The organism is Pseudomonas alkylphenolica (assembly GCF_000746525.1).
In the GTDB taxonomy this organism is placed as follows: Bacteria; Pseudomonadota; Gammaproteobacteria; order Pseudomonadales; family Pseudomonadaceae; genus Aquipseudomonas; species Aquipseudomonas alkylphenolica.
In genome coordinates this window covers 4233090-4251217 of sequence record NZ_CP009048.1, presented here as the reverse complement: position 1 = coordinate 4251217, position 18128 = coordinate 4233090, and the positions used below count along the sequence as shown (strand labels likewise).

At 60.9% G+C, this 18128-nt stretch carries 10 protein-coding genes and 1 pseudogene; 6 read left to right on the top strand and 5 right to left on the bottom strand.

Features of this window, described 5'->3' with window-relative positions; all coding sequences use genetic code 11:
- The first annotated feature begins 94 nt into the window (after window positions 1-94).
- On the top strand, window positions 95-220 hold the full coding sequence (locus PSAKL28_RS28315; RefSeq protein WP_256205393.1) for a PA1414 family protein: 126 nt from the start codon (window positions 95-97) through the stop codon (window positions 218-220).
- 54 nt (window positions 221-274) lie between these two features.
- On the opposite strand, the gene PSAKL28_RS19450 is transcribed toward PSAKL28_RS28315, so the two are convergent.
- Together PSAKL28_RS19450 and speB are read right to left on the bottom strand one after the other, a co-directional pair.
- On the bottom strand, window positions 275-1654 hold the full coding sequence (locus PSAKL28_RS19450) for a sodium:solute symporter family protein (protein WP_038613566.1): 1380 nt from the start codon (window positions 1652-1654) through the stop codon (window positions 275-277).
- A 144-nt stretch (window positions 1655-1798) separates the two neighbouring features.
- Window positions 1799-2749, bottom strand: coding sequence for an agmatinase (gene speB / locus PSAKL28_RS19445; RefSeq protein WP_038613564.1), 951 nt, complete (start codon window positions 2747-2749; stop codon window positions 1799-1801).
- Between the two features lie 224 nt (window positions 2750-2973).
- Between speB and PSAKL28_RS19440 the strand changes: the two genes are divergently transcribed.
- The 4 genes and pseudogenes from PSAKL28_RS19440 (at window position 2974) to PSAKL28_RS19430 (ending at window position 6246) form a co-directional block, all read left to right on the top strand.
- Window positions 2974-3867, top strand: coding sequence for a LysR family transcriptional regulator (locus PSAKL28_RS19440; RefSeq protein ID WP_038613562.1), 894 nt, complete (start codon window positions 2974-2976; stop codon window positions 3865-3867).
- A gap of 96 nt (window positions 3868-3963) precedes the next feature.
- A pseudogene (locus tag PSAKL28_RS28600) lies at window positions 3964-4314 on the top strand (PAS domain-containing protein); the annotation flags it as partial.
- A 225-nt stretch (window positions 4315-4539) separates the two neighbouring features.
- Window positions 4540-5568 carry a methyl-accepting chemotaxis protein gene (locus PSAKL28_RS19435; RefSeq protein ID WP_371262007.1) on the top strand — a complete coding sequence of 343 codons (1029 nt, stop codon included), beginning with the start codon at window positions 4540-4542 and terminating at the stop codon, window positions 5566-5568.
- Between the two features lie 78 nt (window positions 5569-5646).
- On the top strand, window positions 5647-6246 hold the full coding sequence (locus PSAKL28_RS19430; RefSeq protein WP_038613557.1) for a tRNA-uridine aminocarboxypropyltransferase: 600 nt from the start codon (window positions 5647-5649) through the stop codon (window positions 6244-6246).
- A 66-nt stretch (window positions 6247-6312) separates the two neighbouring features.
- On the opposite strand, the gene PSAKL28_RS19425 is transcribed toward PSAKL28_RS19430, so the two are convergent.
- The 3 genes from PSAKL28_RS19425 to PSAKL28_RS19415 are packed head-to-tail and all read right to left on the bottom strand — an operon-like array spanning window position 6313 to window position 11239.
- Window positions 6313-7668 carry an HlyD family type I secretion periplasmic adaptor subunit gene (locus PSAKL28_RS19425; RefSeq protein ID WP_038613555.1) on the bottom strand — a complete coding sequence of 452 codons (1356 nt, stop codon included), beginning with the start codon at window positions 7666-7668 and terminating at the stop codon, window positions 6313-6315.
- A gap of 11 nt (window positions 7669-7679) precedes the next feature.
- On the bottom strand, window positions 7680-9827 hold the full coding sequence (locus tag PSAKL28_RS19420) for a type I secretion system permease/ATPase (RefSeq protein WP_371262006.1): 2148 nt from the start codon (window positions 9825-9827) through the stop codon (window positions 7680-7682).
- 38 nt (window positions 9828-9865) lie between these two features.
- Window positions 9866-11239, bottom strand: coding sequence for a TolC family outer membrane protein (locus PSAKL28_RS19415; RefSeq protein ID WP_038613551.1), 1374 nt, complete (start codon window positions 11237-11239; stop codon window positions 9866-9868).
- 517 nt (window positions 11240-11756) lie between these two features.
- Between PSAKL28_RS19415 and PSAKL28_RS19410 the strand changes: the two genes are divergently transcribed.
- Entirely contained in the window at window positions 11757-18122 is a 6366-nt protein-coding gene (locus PSAKL28_RS19410; RefSeq protein WP_038613549.1) for a retention module-containing protein, read from the top strand.
- Window positions 18123-18128 lie beyond the last annotated feature (6 nt).

Genomic DNA, 18128 nt, shown 5'->3' with positions numbered 1-18128 from the left:
CCTAGAGCATGCGCAATCTAAGACATAGGGCTATGATCTGTATGAAGCATCGCAGGATTGAAACGCCGTGCAGGCTGACCCGTGAGGGGGAGTTATGAGAAATAATCTGTTCAACTGGCTTCATGACCTGGCTGCGGCTCTGGGCTTGATTCCACCGCCGTTGCAGCCGGTGCCGATCCCTACCGACGAGGAGCAGCGCAAGCGCCAGCCGCGTCGCTAGGCGCCTGGCAGGGCCGCCGCATCAGGGTGATGCGACGGCCACCGTTGGCCTGGATCAGGCCAGGTTTACCGCACCCACCGGACGGCGGGACATCAAACTCACTACCACAAAGCTCACCAGCGCGATCGCCAGGCTGTAGTAGATCGGCGTGTTGGCATCCATCCCATCCTTGATCATAAACGCCAGGGCAGTGACAAAGCCCAAGGTCATGCTGGTGATTGCACCGGCAGTGGTTGCGCGTTTCCAGAAGATCGCACCGATCAGTGGCACCAGCATACCGCCGACCAACAGGTTGTAGGCCAGGGTCAGGGCACTGATCACGTCTTCGACCACCAGCGCGATACCCAGCACGGCAATGCCGGTGAGCAGGGTGAACAGGCGGTTGATGGCCAGGCTCGATTGCTTGCCACCGCGCAGCTTGGGCAGCAGGTCTTCGGTCAGTACGGTCGAGGCTGCCAGCAGGCCAGCACTGGCCGTGGACATCATCGCCGCCAGCGCTGCTGCAATCACCAAGCCGCGGATGCCGTCAGGCAGGGCGGATTTGACGATCGCGGCAAAGGCGTTGTTGGCGTTGGCCAGGTCCGGCAGCAGCACATGGGCCGCCATGCCGATCACCGCACACACCAGACCGTAGATCACGCAATAGACACCGGCAACGGTACCGGCGCGCTTGGCGACCTTCTCGTCACGGGCAGTGAACACACGCTGCCAGATGTCCTGACCGATCAGGATGCCGAAGAAGTAGATCAGGAAGTAGGTGATGATGGTGTCCCAGCCGATGGTGGTCAGGCTGAAGCTGGCACTTGGCAGCTTGGCGACCAGTTCATCCCAACCGCCCACGCGGTACAGGCAGATCGGCAGCAGGACAAACATCAGGCCAACGGTCTTGATCACGAACTGAACGATGTCGGTCAGGGTCAGCGACCACATGCCGCCGATGGTGGAATACACCACAACCACACCGCCGCCGAGCAGAATCGCGGCCCAGAAATGCATATCGAACAGCACTTGCAGCACGGTGCCGATAGCCAGGGTCGAGGTCACGGCGATCATCAGTGCGTAGGCAAGCATGATCACAGCACTGGCCTGACGGGCCATGGGGTTGTAGCGCTGTTCCAACACCTGGGTCACGGTGAAGATCTTCAGGCGCAGCAGCGGTTTGGCCAGGAACAGGTTCAGGGCAATGATGCCCAGGCCCAGGGCCGCACACAGCCAGAAGCCTGAGATACCGTGGACGTAACCGAGTTTCACGGTACCGACCGTCGAGGCGCCGCCCAGTACGGTGGCGGCCATGGTGCCCATGTACAGGCTAGGGCCGAGGTTACGTCCCGCTACCAGGTAATCTTCATGGGTTTTTGCTTTGCGCATGCCATACCAGCCAAGCCCGAGCATGCCGGCCGCATAGATCAAGACAACGAATAAGTCTAAGGCCATGGGTGTCTCCGATTATCTTTATTATGGTGAGATCGATCCTGGCGCCAGGCAAGCCCGGCACCGGTCATTCGTCTACTTCACCGGCCGCTGGTGCGATCCGGCGATCATGGCTCCTGCCTCGTTGTAGCTCCTGGTGCCTGTCGGTCAGCGGCGAGCAACGCCCGGCAAGACACAGAGCATTTCGTAGAGCAGGTTGGCGCCGAGCAACGAGGTGTTGCCGGTGGTGTCGTAAGGTGGCGAGACTTCCACCAGATCGCAGCCGATCAGGTCAAGGCCCTGGCAACCACGGATGATTTCCATGGCCTGGATGGTGGTCAGGCCACCAATTTCCGGGGTGCCGGTGCCTGGGGCCCAGGCCGGGTCGATGCCGTCGATGTCGAAGCTCAGGTACACCGGGCCACCGCCGACTTTCTCACGGACTTCAGCCATCAGTGGTGCCAGGGATTTGTGCCAGCATTCTTCGGCCTGGACCACGCGGAAGCCCTGTTTGCGGCTCCAGTTGAAGTCTTCGGCGGTATAGCCCTGGGCGCGCAGACCGATCTGCACCACGCGGTCGCAATCGAGCAGGCCTTCTTCCACGGCGCGACGGAAGGTGGTGCCGTGGGCGATCTTCTCGCCGAACATGTGATCGTTGACGTCAGCGTGGGCATCGATGTGCACCAGGCCTACCTTGCCGTGCTTCTTGTGGATCGCCCGCAGGATCGGCAGGGTGATGGTGTGGTCGCCACCCATGGTCATGGGGATGACATTGTGCTCGAGGATTTCGTCGTAGGCTTCTTCGATGATGCGCACAGCTTCAAGCAGGTTGAAGGTGTTGATCGCCACGTCACCGATATCGGCTACCGACATCGAATCGAAGGGAGCAGCGCCAGTGGCCATGTTGTAAGGACGGATCATCACCGACTCGGCGCGGATCTGCCGTGGGCCGAAACGGGTGCCGGAGCGCAGCGAAGTACCGATGTCCAGGGGAATGCCGATGAAGGCAGCATCAAGGCCTTCGGCGCTTTGCAGGTGAGGGAGACGGAGCATGGTGGCGATGCCGCCGAAGCGCGGCATTTCGTTGCCGCCCAGTGGTTGGTGCAGAATCTTGTCCACGGTCGGGCCTCATCGATTCGATTGTTTTAGTTGTTGGAACCTGTCTTGCGGGTCGGCTAGTAACCCTGAAGTGCTGGCAAGCAGGTGCATTGCGGCAGAGTCTGCAAAAGGTAGTGGGCAAAAAGAATCGCTACAGGCAAATACTTAGTTCAGGTTTTTCTAAACTATCGGCGGGATTCTGGTTAGACTTTTGCCAATCACTGCCTTTTGGGACCCCGTAAGCCATGGCTTCTGCACTGCCTGACCTGAAACTTCTGCGCATCTTCGTCAGCGTCGTACGCCATCAGGGCTTCGCCAATGCCCAGCGCGAACTCAACCTTTCGACCTCGGCTATCAGCACCTACATGAGCCAGCTGGAAGCGGCGCTGGGGATCGTCCTGTGTCACCGCGGGCGAGGGGGCTTCAGCCTGACCAGCAAAGGCGAACTGTTCCATCAGGAGACCCTGCGCCTGCTGGCCGAAATGGACGGCTTCGAGCAATACGCCGCAGCGCTCAAGGGCGAGTTGCGCGGTACGTTGAACCTGGGGGTGATCGACTCGACCGTCGGTGATCGCGCTTTGCCGCTGGCCGAAGCGATCGGGGCCTACAGCCAGGAACACCCGGCGGTGCATTTGCACCTGTCGGTGTCCAGCCCCTACGAGTTGCAGTTGGGCGTACAGGACAACCGCCTGGACCTGGCCATCGGTGCGTTTTCGACGCGTATGAGCGGACTGGTCTATCAACCGCTGTACCGTGAGCAGCACTGGCTGTACTGCAGTAACCGCCACCCGCTGTTTCACGAGCGGCGCATTCCTGAACAGGTCATCACCCAGCAGCGTATGGTCGGGCGCGGCTACTGGAGTCAGGCGGAACTGGCCCGTCACGGTTTCAAACACAGTGCGGCGACGGTGGAAAGTATGGAGGCACAACTGATTCTGGTGCTGTCCGGCGCCTATATCGGTTACCTGCCGGAGCACTATGCCCAGGCCTGGGCCGACAAGGGCGATTTGCGCGTACTGTCACCCGCAACCTTCGGCTATCAGGCGCCGTTTTCCATGATCATCCGTCGCGGCCGCAGCCGCGAACCCTTGATTCAGACCTTCCGCGATTTGCTCAAGGCGCAGCTCACCCCGGCCTGACCGAAATGACCTCTGAAAAACTCAAATGGAACCGGAGATTTCCTCGGTAAACGGGCTACTTTCCGGTAAATGCTCTGCTAAACCTGTACTGCGTTGATGTCATTTCCCCATCATCCTTCGGCAGGTATCGCACAGATGCGTATGAATTTGCCCGTCACTGAGCACGAAAGAACCTTCCCCAGCGAACAACGACTGATTTCCACCACCGATCTCAATAGTCGGATCACCTACTGCAACGACGCCTTTGTTGCCATCAGTGGCTTCACATACGAAGAGTTGATCGATCAGACGCACAACCTGGTACGCCATCCGGATATGCCGCCTGCGGTGTTCGCTCATATGTGGGAAACCATCAAGCAAGGCAAACCGTGGATGGGCGTGGTCAAGAACCGCGCCAAAAACGGGGACTTCTACTGGGTCAGCGCCTATGTAACGGCGATCTACGAGAACGGTCGGATCAGCGGTTATGAGTCGGTGCGCTCAGTGCCGAGCCGCGAGCAGATCCGCCGTGCCACGGCGCTGTATGCGCGCTTGCGCCAGGGGCGGGCAGCGGTGCCCTGGGCTGCGCGCGTCGGGGAAGTGCTCGAGTATGGCTGGCCATTGGTTGGCGCCGGTTTGCTGTCGGCGGCAGGTTACCTGTGGCTGCCACAATACGCAGCGCTTGGCGTGCTGATGAGCAGCCTGCTCAGCGCCTGGTACCTGATCGAATCGCGGCAGAACCGCGTACTCAAGCGCACCCTGGCCGAGCATCCGAAAGCGTTCACCAGCCCGCTTGTAGCCCTGACCTACAGCGACAACAAAGGCCTGCAAGGGCAACTGGACCTGGCCATCCTCAGTGAGGAAGCGCGGCTGCAGACCGCGCTGACCCGCTTGGTCGACGCCGGTGTCGGGGTCAAGGCGCGGGCCGCGCAATCCTCGGACCTGTCTGGTGCCCAGGCGCAGATGCTCGACCGCCAGCGCAGCGAAACCGATCAGTCGGCCACGGCCATCGCGCAGATGGCTGCGACCATCCAGGAAGTCACCCACAACGTACAGAATACCGCCTCGGCCGCCGCCGATGCCGATCAGCTGGCCCAGCAGGGCAGTGACCTGGCGCAGCAAAGCCTGCGGGCCATGGGCAGCATGAGTGACGCGGTCAATGACATTGGTCAGGCGGTCAACGCCCTGGCCGAGCAGACTCAGTCGATTGGCAGCGTGGTGGATGTGATCACTTCAATCGCCGAGCAGACCAATCTGCTTGCCCTGAACGCAGCGATTGAAGCGGCGCGGGCCGGTGAACAAGGGCGCGGATTTGCGGTGGTGGCTGACGAAGTCCGTTCGTTGGCCCAGCGCACCCGCACCTCCACCGAGGAAATCCACCAGATCATTGCGTCGTTGCGTGATGGTGCACAGCGGGCGGTGTCCACGGCGAGCAAGGGCGAGCAGATCTCCAGAGACAGCGTGCAACGTGTCGAAGCGGTGCAGTCGGCACTGGTGGGGATAACCCAGGCGGTCAGCCGTATTACCGGCATGAGTCAGCAGATGGCCGCGGCCTCTGAACAGCAGAGTCATGTCGCTGAAGATATCAATCAGCAAATCACCCGCATCGCCCAACTCTGTGATCACAGTGCCGGACAGGCCAAGCAGGGCGCCGAGATCAGTCAGGACCTGGAGCGCATGGCCGAGTACCTGTACAGCCTGGCCGAGCGTTTCAACCGCTGACACCTTTTATCTCTCCCACAGGGAAGTGGGCTTTTTCCGGGACTGCTGTGGCACACTTTGCCCGTCCAGGAGAACCCGATGTCCAGAATCCAGTGCGAGCGCTGCCTGCGCCCACAAGCCCATTGCCTTTGCCCGTTGATCCCGTCCCTAGATAGCCGCACCCGTGTGCTGGTGTTGCAGCATCCGAGTGAAGTACGTCATGCCCTCAATACCGCGAAACTGGCGGCATTGGGTTTGCGTAACAGTGAATTGCGCGTAGGTGAGGCGTTCGAGGATCTGGCCGCGCTGATCGAGGTGCCGGGGTATCGCAGTGCGTTGCTGTTTCCCGGCGATCAGGCTCAGCCTCTGGCTGCTTATGCCGACGATCAGGATCAACGCCCATGGCTGCTGGTGGTGCCCGATGGCACCTGGCGCAAGGCGAGCAAGCTGCTGCACATGAATCCGTTGCTGGCAGCCTTGCCGCGGGTGACGCTGGCCCAGGTCCTGCCTTCGCGCTACCGTTTGCGCAAAGCACCGGCTGATGGGGCGCTGTCGACCCTGGAGGCGGTGGTGCAGGCGCTGAATGTGCTGGAGGCGCCGGTCTGTTTCGATGCGTTGCTTAAACCGTTCGAGGCGTTGATCGAAGGGCAGATCGAGGCGATGGGGCGCGAGACGTACGAGCGTAATCATTTGCGTTGATTATCGCGGGGCAAGCCCGCTCCCACAGAGAGCCCCTCCGGTGGGAGCGGGCTTGCCCCGCGATGCTCAACGTTCACGCATGGCTTCAGTGCGCGCCTTGAGCACCGGTTTGAGCAAATAATCCAGCACACTCTTATGCCCGGTGATGATATCCACCGTGGCGGTCATCCCGGGAATGATCAGCAAAGGTTTGTTATCGCCACCCAGGTGGTTTTTGTCGGTGCGAACCTGAATCAGGTAGAACGAATTACCTTTGTCATCGGTGACGGTGTCGGCGCTGATCAGTTCCAGCTTGGCCTTCAGGCCGCCATAGATGGTGTAGTCGTAGGCGCTGAACTTGACCATTGCCGGCTGCCCCGGGTGCAGGAAGGCAACGTCCTGCGGGCGCACCCTGGCTTCGATCAGCAGATTGTCTTCCAGCGGCACGATCTCCAGCAGATCGCTGCCCGGCTGGACCACGCCTCCGATGGTGTTGACCTTGAGCAGCTTGATGATGCCATGCACCGGCGAAACCACCGTGGTGCGCGTGACCCGGTCATCGATGGCGATGCTTGATGCAGTGATTTTCGACAGGTCGGTGCGTTTCTCGTTGAGCTCCTTGGCCGCTTCCGAACGGAAACCGGCTTCCGATTCTTCGATCTTGCTCTTGATCTCCGCCACCGCCGCCTCGGCGCGGGGAATGGCCAGGGTGGTGGCGTTCAGCGAACCACGGGCTTCCACGGTGCTGCGCTTGAGGCGCAGGATCTCCACGGGGGAAATCGCCCCGGTGCCCACCAGCGGCGTCGACATGTTCAGTTCTTGCTGCAGCAGGGCCAGCGCCGAGCGGTACTGCTCGGCCTTGGAGCGGAACTCGGCCAGCTCCTGGGTCTTCTGCCGTAGCTGCTCGCTGAGGGTCTGCTTTTCGCTGGTCAGGCGGCGTTGCCGGGACTGGTACAACGACAGCTCGTCCTCGGCCACCTGCGGCGCTTTGCTGCGTACTTCTTCAGAGACTTCGAAGGGGCGCCCCTCAGCCTCGGCCGACAGGCGTTCGACCTGGGCGGTGAGGGCATAGCGATCCGCTTCGCTCTCGCCCTTGTTGGACAGAAAGCGCGTGTCGTCCAGGCGCAGCAAGGTATCGCCCTTGTTGACCATCTGCCCTTCGCGAACAAAGATTTCGGTGACGATGCCGCCTTCCAGGTTCTGGATCACTTGCACCTTGCTCGACGGGATCGCCTTGCCTTCGCCCATGGTGACTTCATCCAGCACCGCGAACCAGGCCCAGGTCAGGGCCACCAGCAACAAGGCGGCCGCCAGCCATACGGTGATGCGCGACAGGCGCGGCGAGTCTTGCAAAGTTGCGCCGGCCACGTCCGGCATGTAGTCGCGTTCGGCGGTTTTGCCGAAGCTCTGGAAGTAACTGCGCAAGCCTTGGCTGATGGACATGACGAGATCCCCTAGATGGCCGAACCAACCCGGCCTTTGCGCAGTGCATCGATAACCGCTTCCTTCGGCCCGTCGGCTACCACCTTGCCGTTGTCCAGCACCAGCAGGCGGTCGACCAGACTGAGCATCGAAGTACGGTGGGTGACCAGTAGCAGGGTCTTGCCCTGGACCCAGCCATGCAAGCGTTGGCGAAGCTGGTCTTCGCTGGCGTTGTCCATGTGGCTGGTGGGTTCGTCGAGGATCATGATCGGCGGCTCCAGCAGCATCGCCCGGGCCAGCAGCACAGACTGGCGCTGGCCACCGGACAGCAACTGACCGCGCTCACCGACCGGGCGATCGAAACCTTGCGGATGCTGGCGCGCCAGTTCACTGACGCCAGTCAGTTCGGCGACTTCCAGCATGCGTGCATCACTCACATAGCGCGCGCCGAGGGTGAGGTTGTCGCGCAGACTGCCGGCCAGCAGCGGCAGGTCATGGGCGACATAGCCGATCTGGTTGCGCAGGTCGGCGATATCGAGTTGGCGCAGGTCGAGGTTGTCGAGCAGGATTTGTCCTTCGTCCGGCGCATAAAACCCCATCAATAAGCGGGCCAGGGTGCTTTTGCCCGAACCGCTGCGGCCGATGATGCCGATGCGCTCGCCGGGTTTGACGCTGAAATTCACGGCATTGAGCGCGGCGGCGTTCTGCCCGGTATAGCGAAAGCTGACATGGCTGACCTCAAGGGCGCCGTGCAGCTGGGTGCGCTCCAGCGGTTGCTGCCCTGCCTGACGCTCTTGCGGCAGGGCCATCAACGCGTCGGTACTGCGCATGGTCAGCTGCGCCTGCTGATAACGGGTAATCAACCCGGCGATCTGGCCCAGCGGGGCCAGTACCCGGCTGCCGAGCATGTAGCTGGCGACCAGGGCACCGACACTGAGGTTACCGGCAATGATGCTGTAGACCCCGGCAACAATGGTCGCCATGCCGCAGAATTGCTGGATGAACAACGTACCGTTGGTGGCCAGCGCCGACAGATTTCGGGCATGGGCGTCGAGGCGGGTCAGGGCGCCGTGGGTGCTTTCCCATTGGTACTGGCGCTCACTCTCGGCGCTGCAGGCTTTAAGGGTTTCCAGGCCGCCGAGGGTTTCGATCAGCAGGGCCTGGCGCACCGCCCCCAGGGCCAGGCTCTTTTGCACGGTGTCGCGCAGACGTACCTGAATCAGCAGGGCGAAGATAATGGTGACGGGAAAGGCAACCAGCGGAATCACCACCAGCCAGCCGCCGAGCAGGCCGATCACCAGGAGCATCAGCACCACGAAGGGCAGGTCGATGATGCTGGTCAGGGTCACGGCGGTGAGAAATTCGCGCAGGCCCTGGAAGTCATGGATGCTTTGTGCAAAACCACCGATGGTGGCCGGGCGGGCCTTCATCGACATGCCGGTAATGCGCTCGAACAATGTTGCCGAGAGAATCAGGTCAGTCTTTTTCCCGGCCTGATCCAGCAGGTGGGCGCGCACCACTCGCAGAATCAGTTCGAACAGGGTGCCGATCAACAGGCCGACCACCAGTACCCAGAGGGTCGAGATGGCCTGGTTGGGTACGACCCGGTCGTAGGTCTGCATAACGAACAACGGCACCATCAGGCCGAGCAGGTTGATCAACAAACTGGCCAGCAGTGCATCGCTGTAAAGCCAGCGTGACAGTTTCAGGGTGTCGCGAAACCAGGCATTGACCCGCGGCATCAACGGCGCGCGCAGGTCTTCGAGCTCATGCCGGGGACGGGCGAACAGCGCTTCGCCGCTATAGGCCTCGGCCAGTTCCTCGCGGCTGACCCATTGTTCGCCACCTTCCGCCTCGCTGGGCAGGATCAACGCCTTGCCATCATCGCCCCAGCGCCGCAGCACGGCGCAGCGGCCCTGTTTGAGCAGCAATAGCACTGGCAGGTTGAGCGCCGAAATAGCGTCCAGTTCCCGGCGCAGCACGCGCGCCTGCAAACCGGCGCGGGCGGCGGCGCGTGGCAGCAGGTCGAGGCTCAAACGCTGCTGGGCCAAGGGCAGGCCGGCACTCAGGCCGGCACGGCTGAGCGTGCAACCGTGCAGCTTGCAGAGAATCAGCAAACCATCGAGTAACGGGTCATCGAAACTCAGGCGCGGATCCGCCGCCGAGCTCGCAGGTTGCATGCTGGTCACAATGGCCTACTCCTGCAGCAGATTGCGGCTTAGCGCATGTCGGGCAGACGTGCTTCGCTCTTCACTTCACTCTGGGCAATCGCCTCAGGCGGCAGCGAGATGCGTTGCTTGTTCAGCAGTTCACCCATGTTGGCCAACACCCGGTACATCGAGAACTCCTCGATATAGCGCACCTCGGTGTAGCGACGGTTGGCGTTGTACAGCTCGTTTTCACTGTCGAGCAAGTCGAGCAGGGTCCGTTGGCCGAGGCCGAACTGATCCTGGTAAGCCGCGCGCACCCGGGTAGTGGTGTCAGCGTACTCGCGGGCGGTCGGGGTTTGCTTACGGGCATTGGTCATGGCGTTCCAGGACAGTGCCAGGTCCTCGTTGAGGGTGCGCAAGGCATTGTTGCGGATGTCCATGGCCTGGTTGATCTTGTGCGCATCCGACTGCAGGCGGGCCTTGTCGCTGCCGCCGCGGAACAGGTTGTAGCTGAGCTCGACACCGGCTTGCCAGTCGTTGTTGTCGTGACCGACCTGGCCTGCGGTGTTGTTGTTGGCACCGGTGGCCAACACCGCATCCAGGCGTGGATAGAACGGAGATTTGGCCACTTCGTATTGCTGCTCGGCGGCTTGTACATCAGCCTGGGCCGACTTCAGGTAGGGGTTGTGCTCAAGCATGTCCTGACGTGCGTCGAGCAGGCTGGCAGGCATCTCGCCCTTGATGGTGACCGGTGTTTCCAGCTCGTCGGGGACGCGGCCGATGACGCTGTAGAAATTGGCTTCGGCATCAGCCAGGTCGACTTCGGCGGTGTACAGGTTGTTTTCCGCCAGGGCGCGACGGGCGGTGGACTGGTCAAGGTCGGCGGTGCTGCCTACACCCCGTTCGCTACGCAAACCGATCTGATCGTTGACGCGCAGGTGAGCCTGCAGGTTGTTCTTGGCCAGGGTCACCAGCTCCCGGCGCTTGAGCACCTCCAGGTACACCTCGACAGCGCGCAGGCTGATGCTTTGGGCGGTTGCCTGGGTGTAGTAGGCGCGGGAGTTGACCACCGCTTCGGTACGGCCGACTTCGTTCGAGGTGTTGAAACCGTCGAACAGCATCTGCCGCAAGCGCAGGTCGGACTGAGTGTAGTTCAGGGTTTCCTTGTTGTGATTGGATGTGCCGTCGGGATTGGTGAAGCGAGTGTTGGTGTTATCCGACTTCTGCCGACCGTAGCCGGCAACCAGGTCGACGCGGGGATACCAGCCGCCTTTGGCAACCTTGACGTCTTCGTCTGCGGATAAGCGATTGTTACGGCTGGCGTTGATTTCCGGATGTTGGTCCACGGCGCTTTGCACAGCTTCCGTAAGCGACATCGCCTGAGCATTGGCACATGCCATGGCCAATAGAATTGCGCCGGTGATGGGGGTCAAAACGCGCATGGGGTACTTCTCCCTGATCTCAAATTTTGGTGTTGCTGTCGTCATATTTTTGACGAACTTTTAAGGTCAAACCGTTTCAGGCTTGTAACAACAGAGCTAAGAACATTTATAAGGCGAGCTAAGAAGAATTTTTCATAAGGGTTATGCGAAAAAAAACTTATGCGGTCTAAGGAATCCACGACATTGTTCATATCAGGCGACCCGTTGATACGGCGCTAGAGTCCATTTTTCGGGCGCCAGAGAAAGTTCAGTTTTTTTTGCGGCAAAGGGCACGGATGTAGCGAAGGGGATGGAGGAAGATCAGTTGTTGGCGACAATTTTTTGGCAGCTGCCAAATCGCCAGCTCGTCTTCCACGTTCACAAAGCGTCTGGCAGGCGAAGGTGTTGATTCCATTGAAATCGACCTTCGCCTTCAGCGCTTTCCAGGTGTTGGTCCAGGGCAGGCACCGTGGACCGACTACGCGAGATTCAGGGTGCTCTTCTGCGAAAAACCGTTCCGCAGCGGAGGAGAGCGCTCATGGCCAAGTTAATCGGTATTGTCAGCAAAGTAGTCGGTGAGGTCTTCGCCGTCGCCAATGACGGGACACGTCGGGTGCTGGCCGAAGGTGACCGGCTGTTTGCCGGCGAGCAGTTGCAGACGGGGGCAGCCGGTGCGGTGGCTGTGCATCTGCAAAATGGTGCCGAATTGACCTTGGGCCGTGACAGCAGTCTGGCGATGTCCCCGCAGTTGCTGGTTAACCAGGCGCCTCAAGTCGATGCGCCGCAGGCGCCGGCGCCCAGTCAGGCGCAACTCACCGATGTGGAAAAACTCCAGCAAGCCATCGCCTCGGGCGCCGACCCGAGCCAGGATGCCGATCCGACGGCGGCCGGTCCTGGGAGTGGGGGCTCGTCGGGTGCGCTCGGCGGTGGTCATTCCTTTGTCATGCTCAACGAAGTGGGCGGTCGGGTTGACCCGATCATCGGATTCCCGACAGCGGGTTTCAACGGCTTTGTCGAAGTGCCAGAGCTGGATGTCGGCGATCTCAATAACAACAGTGACGCGCTGCTGCCATCGCCACTGCCACCGGTGGTCAACAACCCGGTCACTATCGAAGGTTTGCAGGTTGACGGGGGCGAGCTGAACCTCAACGAAGCCAACCTGGCCCAGGGTTCGGCCAGTGACCCCGCGGCCTTGACCAAAACCGGCAGTTTCACAGTGGTGGCGCCGGATGGTGTGTTCAACCTGAATGTCGGTGGCATCAACGTCGTCACGGCTGGCGCTGTGACCGGTGTGGGTCAATCCATCACTACCGGCTTGGGCAACGTATTGACCATCACCGGTTACGATGCTGCTACCGGTGTGGTCAGTTACAGCTACACCTTGGGCATCACCGAGGCACATCCGGACGGCGCTGGAGCCAATGGACAGGGCGAGAGTATCAGCGTCGCAGTCAGCGACACCGATGGTGATGTGGCCAGTGGTTCGCTGGATGTCAACGTAATCGATGATATGCCGCATGCGGTAGCGGACAGCAATGCGGTGACGGCCACCGAGAGCCAACTGACCCTGACCGGCAATGTGCTGACCAACGATGTGCAAGGCGCCGACCGCATCGCCAGCGGCCCGATCACCCCACAAACCATCACCGGTACCTACGGCACCCTGGTGCTGGCCGCCGATGGTTCCTACACCTACACGCTGAACGCCAACGACCCGGACTTTATCAACCTGAAAGGCGGCGGCACGGGTGTCGAAAACTTCACTTACACCCTCAAGGATGCCGATGGCGACAGCAGCACGGCGACGCTGAAGATCGATGTCAGCAACCTCAACGACCCGGTAACCCTCAACGGCCTGAATATCGAAGGCGGCGAACTGACCGTCTACGAGAAAAACCTCAGCGACGGCAGCAACCCGAACGGCTCGGCCCTGACCCAGGGCGGCAGCTTCACCGTGAGTGCCCCGGATGGCCTGCAAACCCTGACTGTCGGCGGTATCACCGTGGTCGCTGGCGGCAATGCGGTCGGCTTCCCGCAGTCGGCTACCACGCCGCAAGGCAACACCCTGACCATCACGGGCTACGACGCCAGCACCGGGGTGGTGACTTACACCTACACGCTGCTCGACAACGAAGCGCACAGCAGCGGTAACGGCACCAGCTTGAGCGAAAGCTTCACGGTGGTGGCCACTGATAGCGATGGCAGCAGCGCCAACGGTTCGATCGATGTGAACATCGTCGACGACGCGCCGAATGCGAACGACGACATCAACACCACTACCGCCACGGAAACGCAGCTGACCCTGACCGGCAACGTCTTGAGCAACGATGTGCAAGGCGCCGACCGCATCGCCAGCGGCCCGATCACCCCGCAAACCATCACCGGCACCTACGGCACCCTGGTGCTGGCCGCCGATGGTTCCTACACCTACACGCTGCACGCCAACGACCCGGACTTCGTCAATCTGAAAGGCGGTGGCACGGGTGTCGAAAACTTCACCTACACCCTCAAGGACGCTGACGGCGACAGCAGCACGGCGAACTTGAAGATCGATGTCAGTAACCTCAACGATCCGGTAGAGATCCACGGCCTGGACCTGTGCGGCGGCGAGCTGACCTTCTACGAGAAAAACCTTAGCGACGGCAGCAGCCCGGACCAGTGGGCACTGACCAAGGGCGGTACCTTTACCGTGGTCGCCCCGGACGGCCTGCAGACCCTGACTATCGGTGGCCTCACCCTGGTCAGTGGCGGGGTGGTCAGTGCATTGCCGCTGACCGGCACCACGCCGCTGGGCAACTCGATGACCATCCACAGCTACGACCCGAGCACTGGGGTAATCGTCGGCACGTTCACCTTGGTGGACAATGAAAGCCACACCAGCGGCAATACTCTGGTCGAGCAAATCGAGGTGGTTGCGACCGATACCGACGGCAGTACTGGCAGTGCCACCATCGATATCAATATCGTCGACGATGCGCCCAAGGCGTACGACGACAGCAACACCACTACCGCCACGGAAGCTCAACTGACCCTGACCGGCAACGTCTTGAGCAACGATGTGCAAGGCGCCGACCGCATCGCCAGCGGCCCGATCACCCCGCAAACCATCACCGGCACCTACGGCACCCTGGTGCTGGCCGCCGATGGTTCCTACACCTACACGCTGCACGCCAACGACCCGGACTTCGTCAATCTGAAAGGCGGTGGCACGGGTGTCGAAAACTTCACCTACACCCTCAAGGATGCCGACGGTGACAGCAGCACGGCGAACTTGAAGATCGATGTCAGCAACCTCAATGACCCGGTAGAGATCCATGGTCTGGACCTGTGCGGCGGCGAGCTGACCTTCTACGAGAAAAACCTTAGCGACGGCAGCAGCCCGGACCAGTGGGCACTGACCAAGGGCGGTACCTTTACCGTGGTCGCCCCGGACGGTCTGCAGACCCTGACTATCGGTGGCCTCACCCTGGTCAGTGGCGGGGTGGTCAGTGCATTGCCGCTGACCGGCACCACGCCGCTGGGCAACTCGATGACCATCCACAGCTACGACCCGAGCACCGGGGTAATCGTCGGCACGTTCACCTTGCTGGACAATGAAAGCCACACGAGCGGCAACACCCTGGTCGAGCAAATCGAGGTGGTTGCGACCGATACCGACGGCAGTACTGGCAGTGCCACCATCGATATCAATATCGTCGACGACGCGCCCGAGGCGTACGACGACAGCAACATCACTACCGCCACGGAAACGCAGCTGACCCTGACTGGCAACGTGTTGACCAATGATGTACAGGGCGCCGACCGCATCGCCAGCGGCCCGATCACCCCGCAAACCATCGCCGGCACTTACGGCACCCTGGTGCTCGCCGCCGATGGTTCCTACACCTACACCCTGAACGCCCAGGACCCGGACTTCGTCAATCTGAAAGGCGGTGGCACGGGTGTCGAAAACTTCACCTACACCCTCAAGGATGCCGACGGCGACAGCAGCACTGCGACGTTGAAGATCGATGTCAGCAGCGTGGACCATCCGGTGGTCATCGATGGTCTGAGCGTCAACGGTGGCGAACGGACCGTCTACGAAAAAAATCTCAGCGACGGCAGCAGCCCGGATTCGCCAGCGTTAACCCACACGGGCAGCTTCACCGTGACTGCCCTGGATGGTCTGCAAACCCTGACGGTTGGGGGCATTACCGTGGTCAGCGGCGGCAATGTTGCCGGCTTCCCGCAAACGGGTACGACGCCCTTGGGCAATTCGTTGACCATCACCGGGTACAACGCCAGTACCGGCGTGGTCAGTTACACCTACACCTTGCTGGACAGCGAAAACCATGCGAATGCCAATGGCATCAACAACCTCAACGAGCCCATCACTGTCACGGCAACCGATAAAGACGGCAGCACAGCCCAGGCAACCCTGGATGTAAACATCGTTGACGATGTAGCCGCGGTGGTGGGGGCCGAGCGTTCGGTGACGCCGGGGCAGGTCGATTCCAACTTGCTGCTGATCGTCGACGTATCCGGCAGCATGAACGATCAATCCGGTGTCGAGGGCAAGACCCGTCTGCAACTGGCCAAGGATGCCATCAGCGCTTTGCTGGACAAGTATGACGAAATGGGCGACGTCAAAGTCCAGATCGTCACCTTCAGTTCCTCAGCATCTGAACAATCCGAAGTCTGGGTATCGGTCGCCCAGGCCAAGCAGATCGTTGCCGGGCTGTCGGCGGGTGGTGGCACCAACTACGATAATGCGGTGGCCGAGGCGAAGTCGGCCTTCGCCAACGCTGGCAGTTTGACCGGTGCGCAGAACATCGGCTACTTCTTCTCCGACGGCAACCCGTCCTCGTCCTCACAAGGCATCGATACCGACGACGAGACTGCCTGGAAGTCCTTCCTCGACAGCAACGGGATCAAGTCCTACGCCATTGGCCTGGGTGACGGCGTCAACGCCAGCAATCTCAACCCGCTGGCGTATGACGGCAGCACGCATACCAATACCAACGCTGTGGTGGTTACCGACCTGAATGCGTTGAATCAGGTGTTGTCCGGTACGGTGCAAGGTGCGCCGATTACCGGCAGCCTGATGAGTGGCGGCACGTTCGGCGCCGATGGCGGTTTTATCAAAGCATTGCTGGTCGATGGTACGACTTACACCTATGACCCCAAAGGCCAGGGCAGCTACAGCGCCAGCGGTGTCGATCGCGGTTCCTTTGACACCGCAACCAATACCTTCAACATCAAAACCATCAAGGGCGGTACCTTGCTGGTTGACATGGATAGCGGCGAGTTCACCTACACGCCACCGAAAGACACCGGCACCACCGTAACTGAAAACATCGGCTTCACCGCCAGTGACAATGATGGCGACCTGAGCAGCGCCAACCTGGTGGTTAACGTCTACTCCAACGCCGCGCCGGTGGCTGGCGCTGACCATATCATCACCAACATTCTCTCCAGCACCATCACTGTGCCGGCTGAAGCACTGCTGGCCAACGACAGCGATGCCAACAACGATTTGCTCAGCGCATCGCCGATTAGCTTCACGACCAATTGGGCGGCCAAGGGGGCGGGGTTCACGGTCGGTAGTGGCACGCCTACGGTCACTTTCTCGGGAACGAGCAGTAACCTGGCCAACCAGTTGAAGGACTTGCCGCGCAGTTCGTTCCGCACCGCGTCGAACACCACCACGGCAGCGCTGCTGGTCAATGGTTATCTGGGCGCGCTCTCCAGTGGTGCCAATGCCGAGGACGTTCTGACCGTCACCCTGAAGAAAGGCGAGTCTCTCAAGCTCGATCACGACCGGCCGGCCGGCAACATCCTGATGGAGTGGAAGGATGAGAATGGCATTTACCAGACCGTTGCCGATGGCAGTAGCTTTACCGCCAGCCATGACGGGGTGTACAGCATCCATGTGGTCAACCTGCTCAATCTTGCCGGGGGCAACCCCGACGGACTGGAAAGATATGCCTTGACCATGACCGTCGACTACGCCAATGCCCAGTACGAGACCTACAACGGCACCTATACGGTCAGTGATGGGCATGGCGGTACCGGCACTGGCAATGTCGATATCACTTACCAGCAAGGCAGTGTCCTGACAGGGACCGATGGTCATGACACCTTGCTCGGCGGGGCGGGCGGCGACACCCTCAATGCCGGTGCCGGCAATGATGTGCTGATCGGTGGCGACGGTAACGACATCCTCAACGCCGGTGACGGCAATGACTTGCTGATCGGAGGCAGCGGCAATGACCAGCTCGACGGTGGCGCCGGTATCGATACCGCCAGTTACGCCGGTGCCAGTAGCGGCGTGACCGTAAGCCTGGCGAACCTTGCCGCACAAAATACCGGCGGGGCGGGGACCGATACCTTGAGTGGAATCGAGAACCTGATCGGTTCGGACTACAACGACAGCTTGACCGGCGATGGCAATGTCAACCTGCTTAGAGGAGGCCTGGGCAACGATGCGTTGAACGGGGGAGGCGGTAACGATGTGCTGATCGGCGGGCCGGGGAACAACACCCTCACGGGCGGTGACGGTAACGATATCTTCCTCTGGCAACAAGGTAATAGCGGGCGTGATGTCGTCACTGACTTCACCCCGGGCACAGATCGGCTCGACCTGTCGCAGTTGCTCCAGGGAGAGAACGCAACTTCGGCGTCACTGGATGATTATCTGCACTTCAAGGTCACCGGCAGTGGCGCCGGGGTGGTGTCGACCATCGAGGTGAGTGCGGTGGCGGGGGCTGCGCCGACCCAGATCATTGACCTGGCGGGGGTCAACCTGGCTCAGCACTATGGGGTGACGGCGGGAGCGGGCGGTGTGATTGCCGCCGGGCAGGATACCGCGACCATCATCAACGGGATGCTCAATGACCATTCGTTGAAGGTGGATACGGTGTAACCGTGG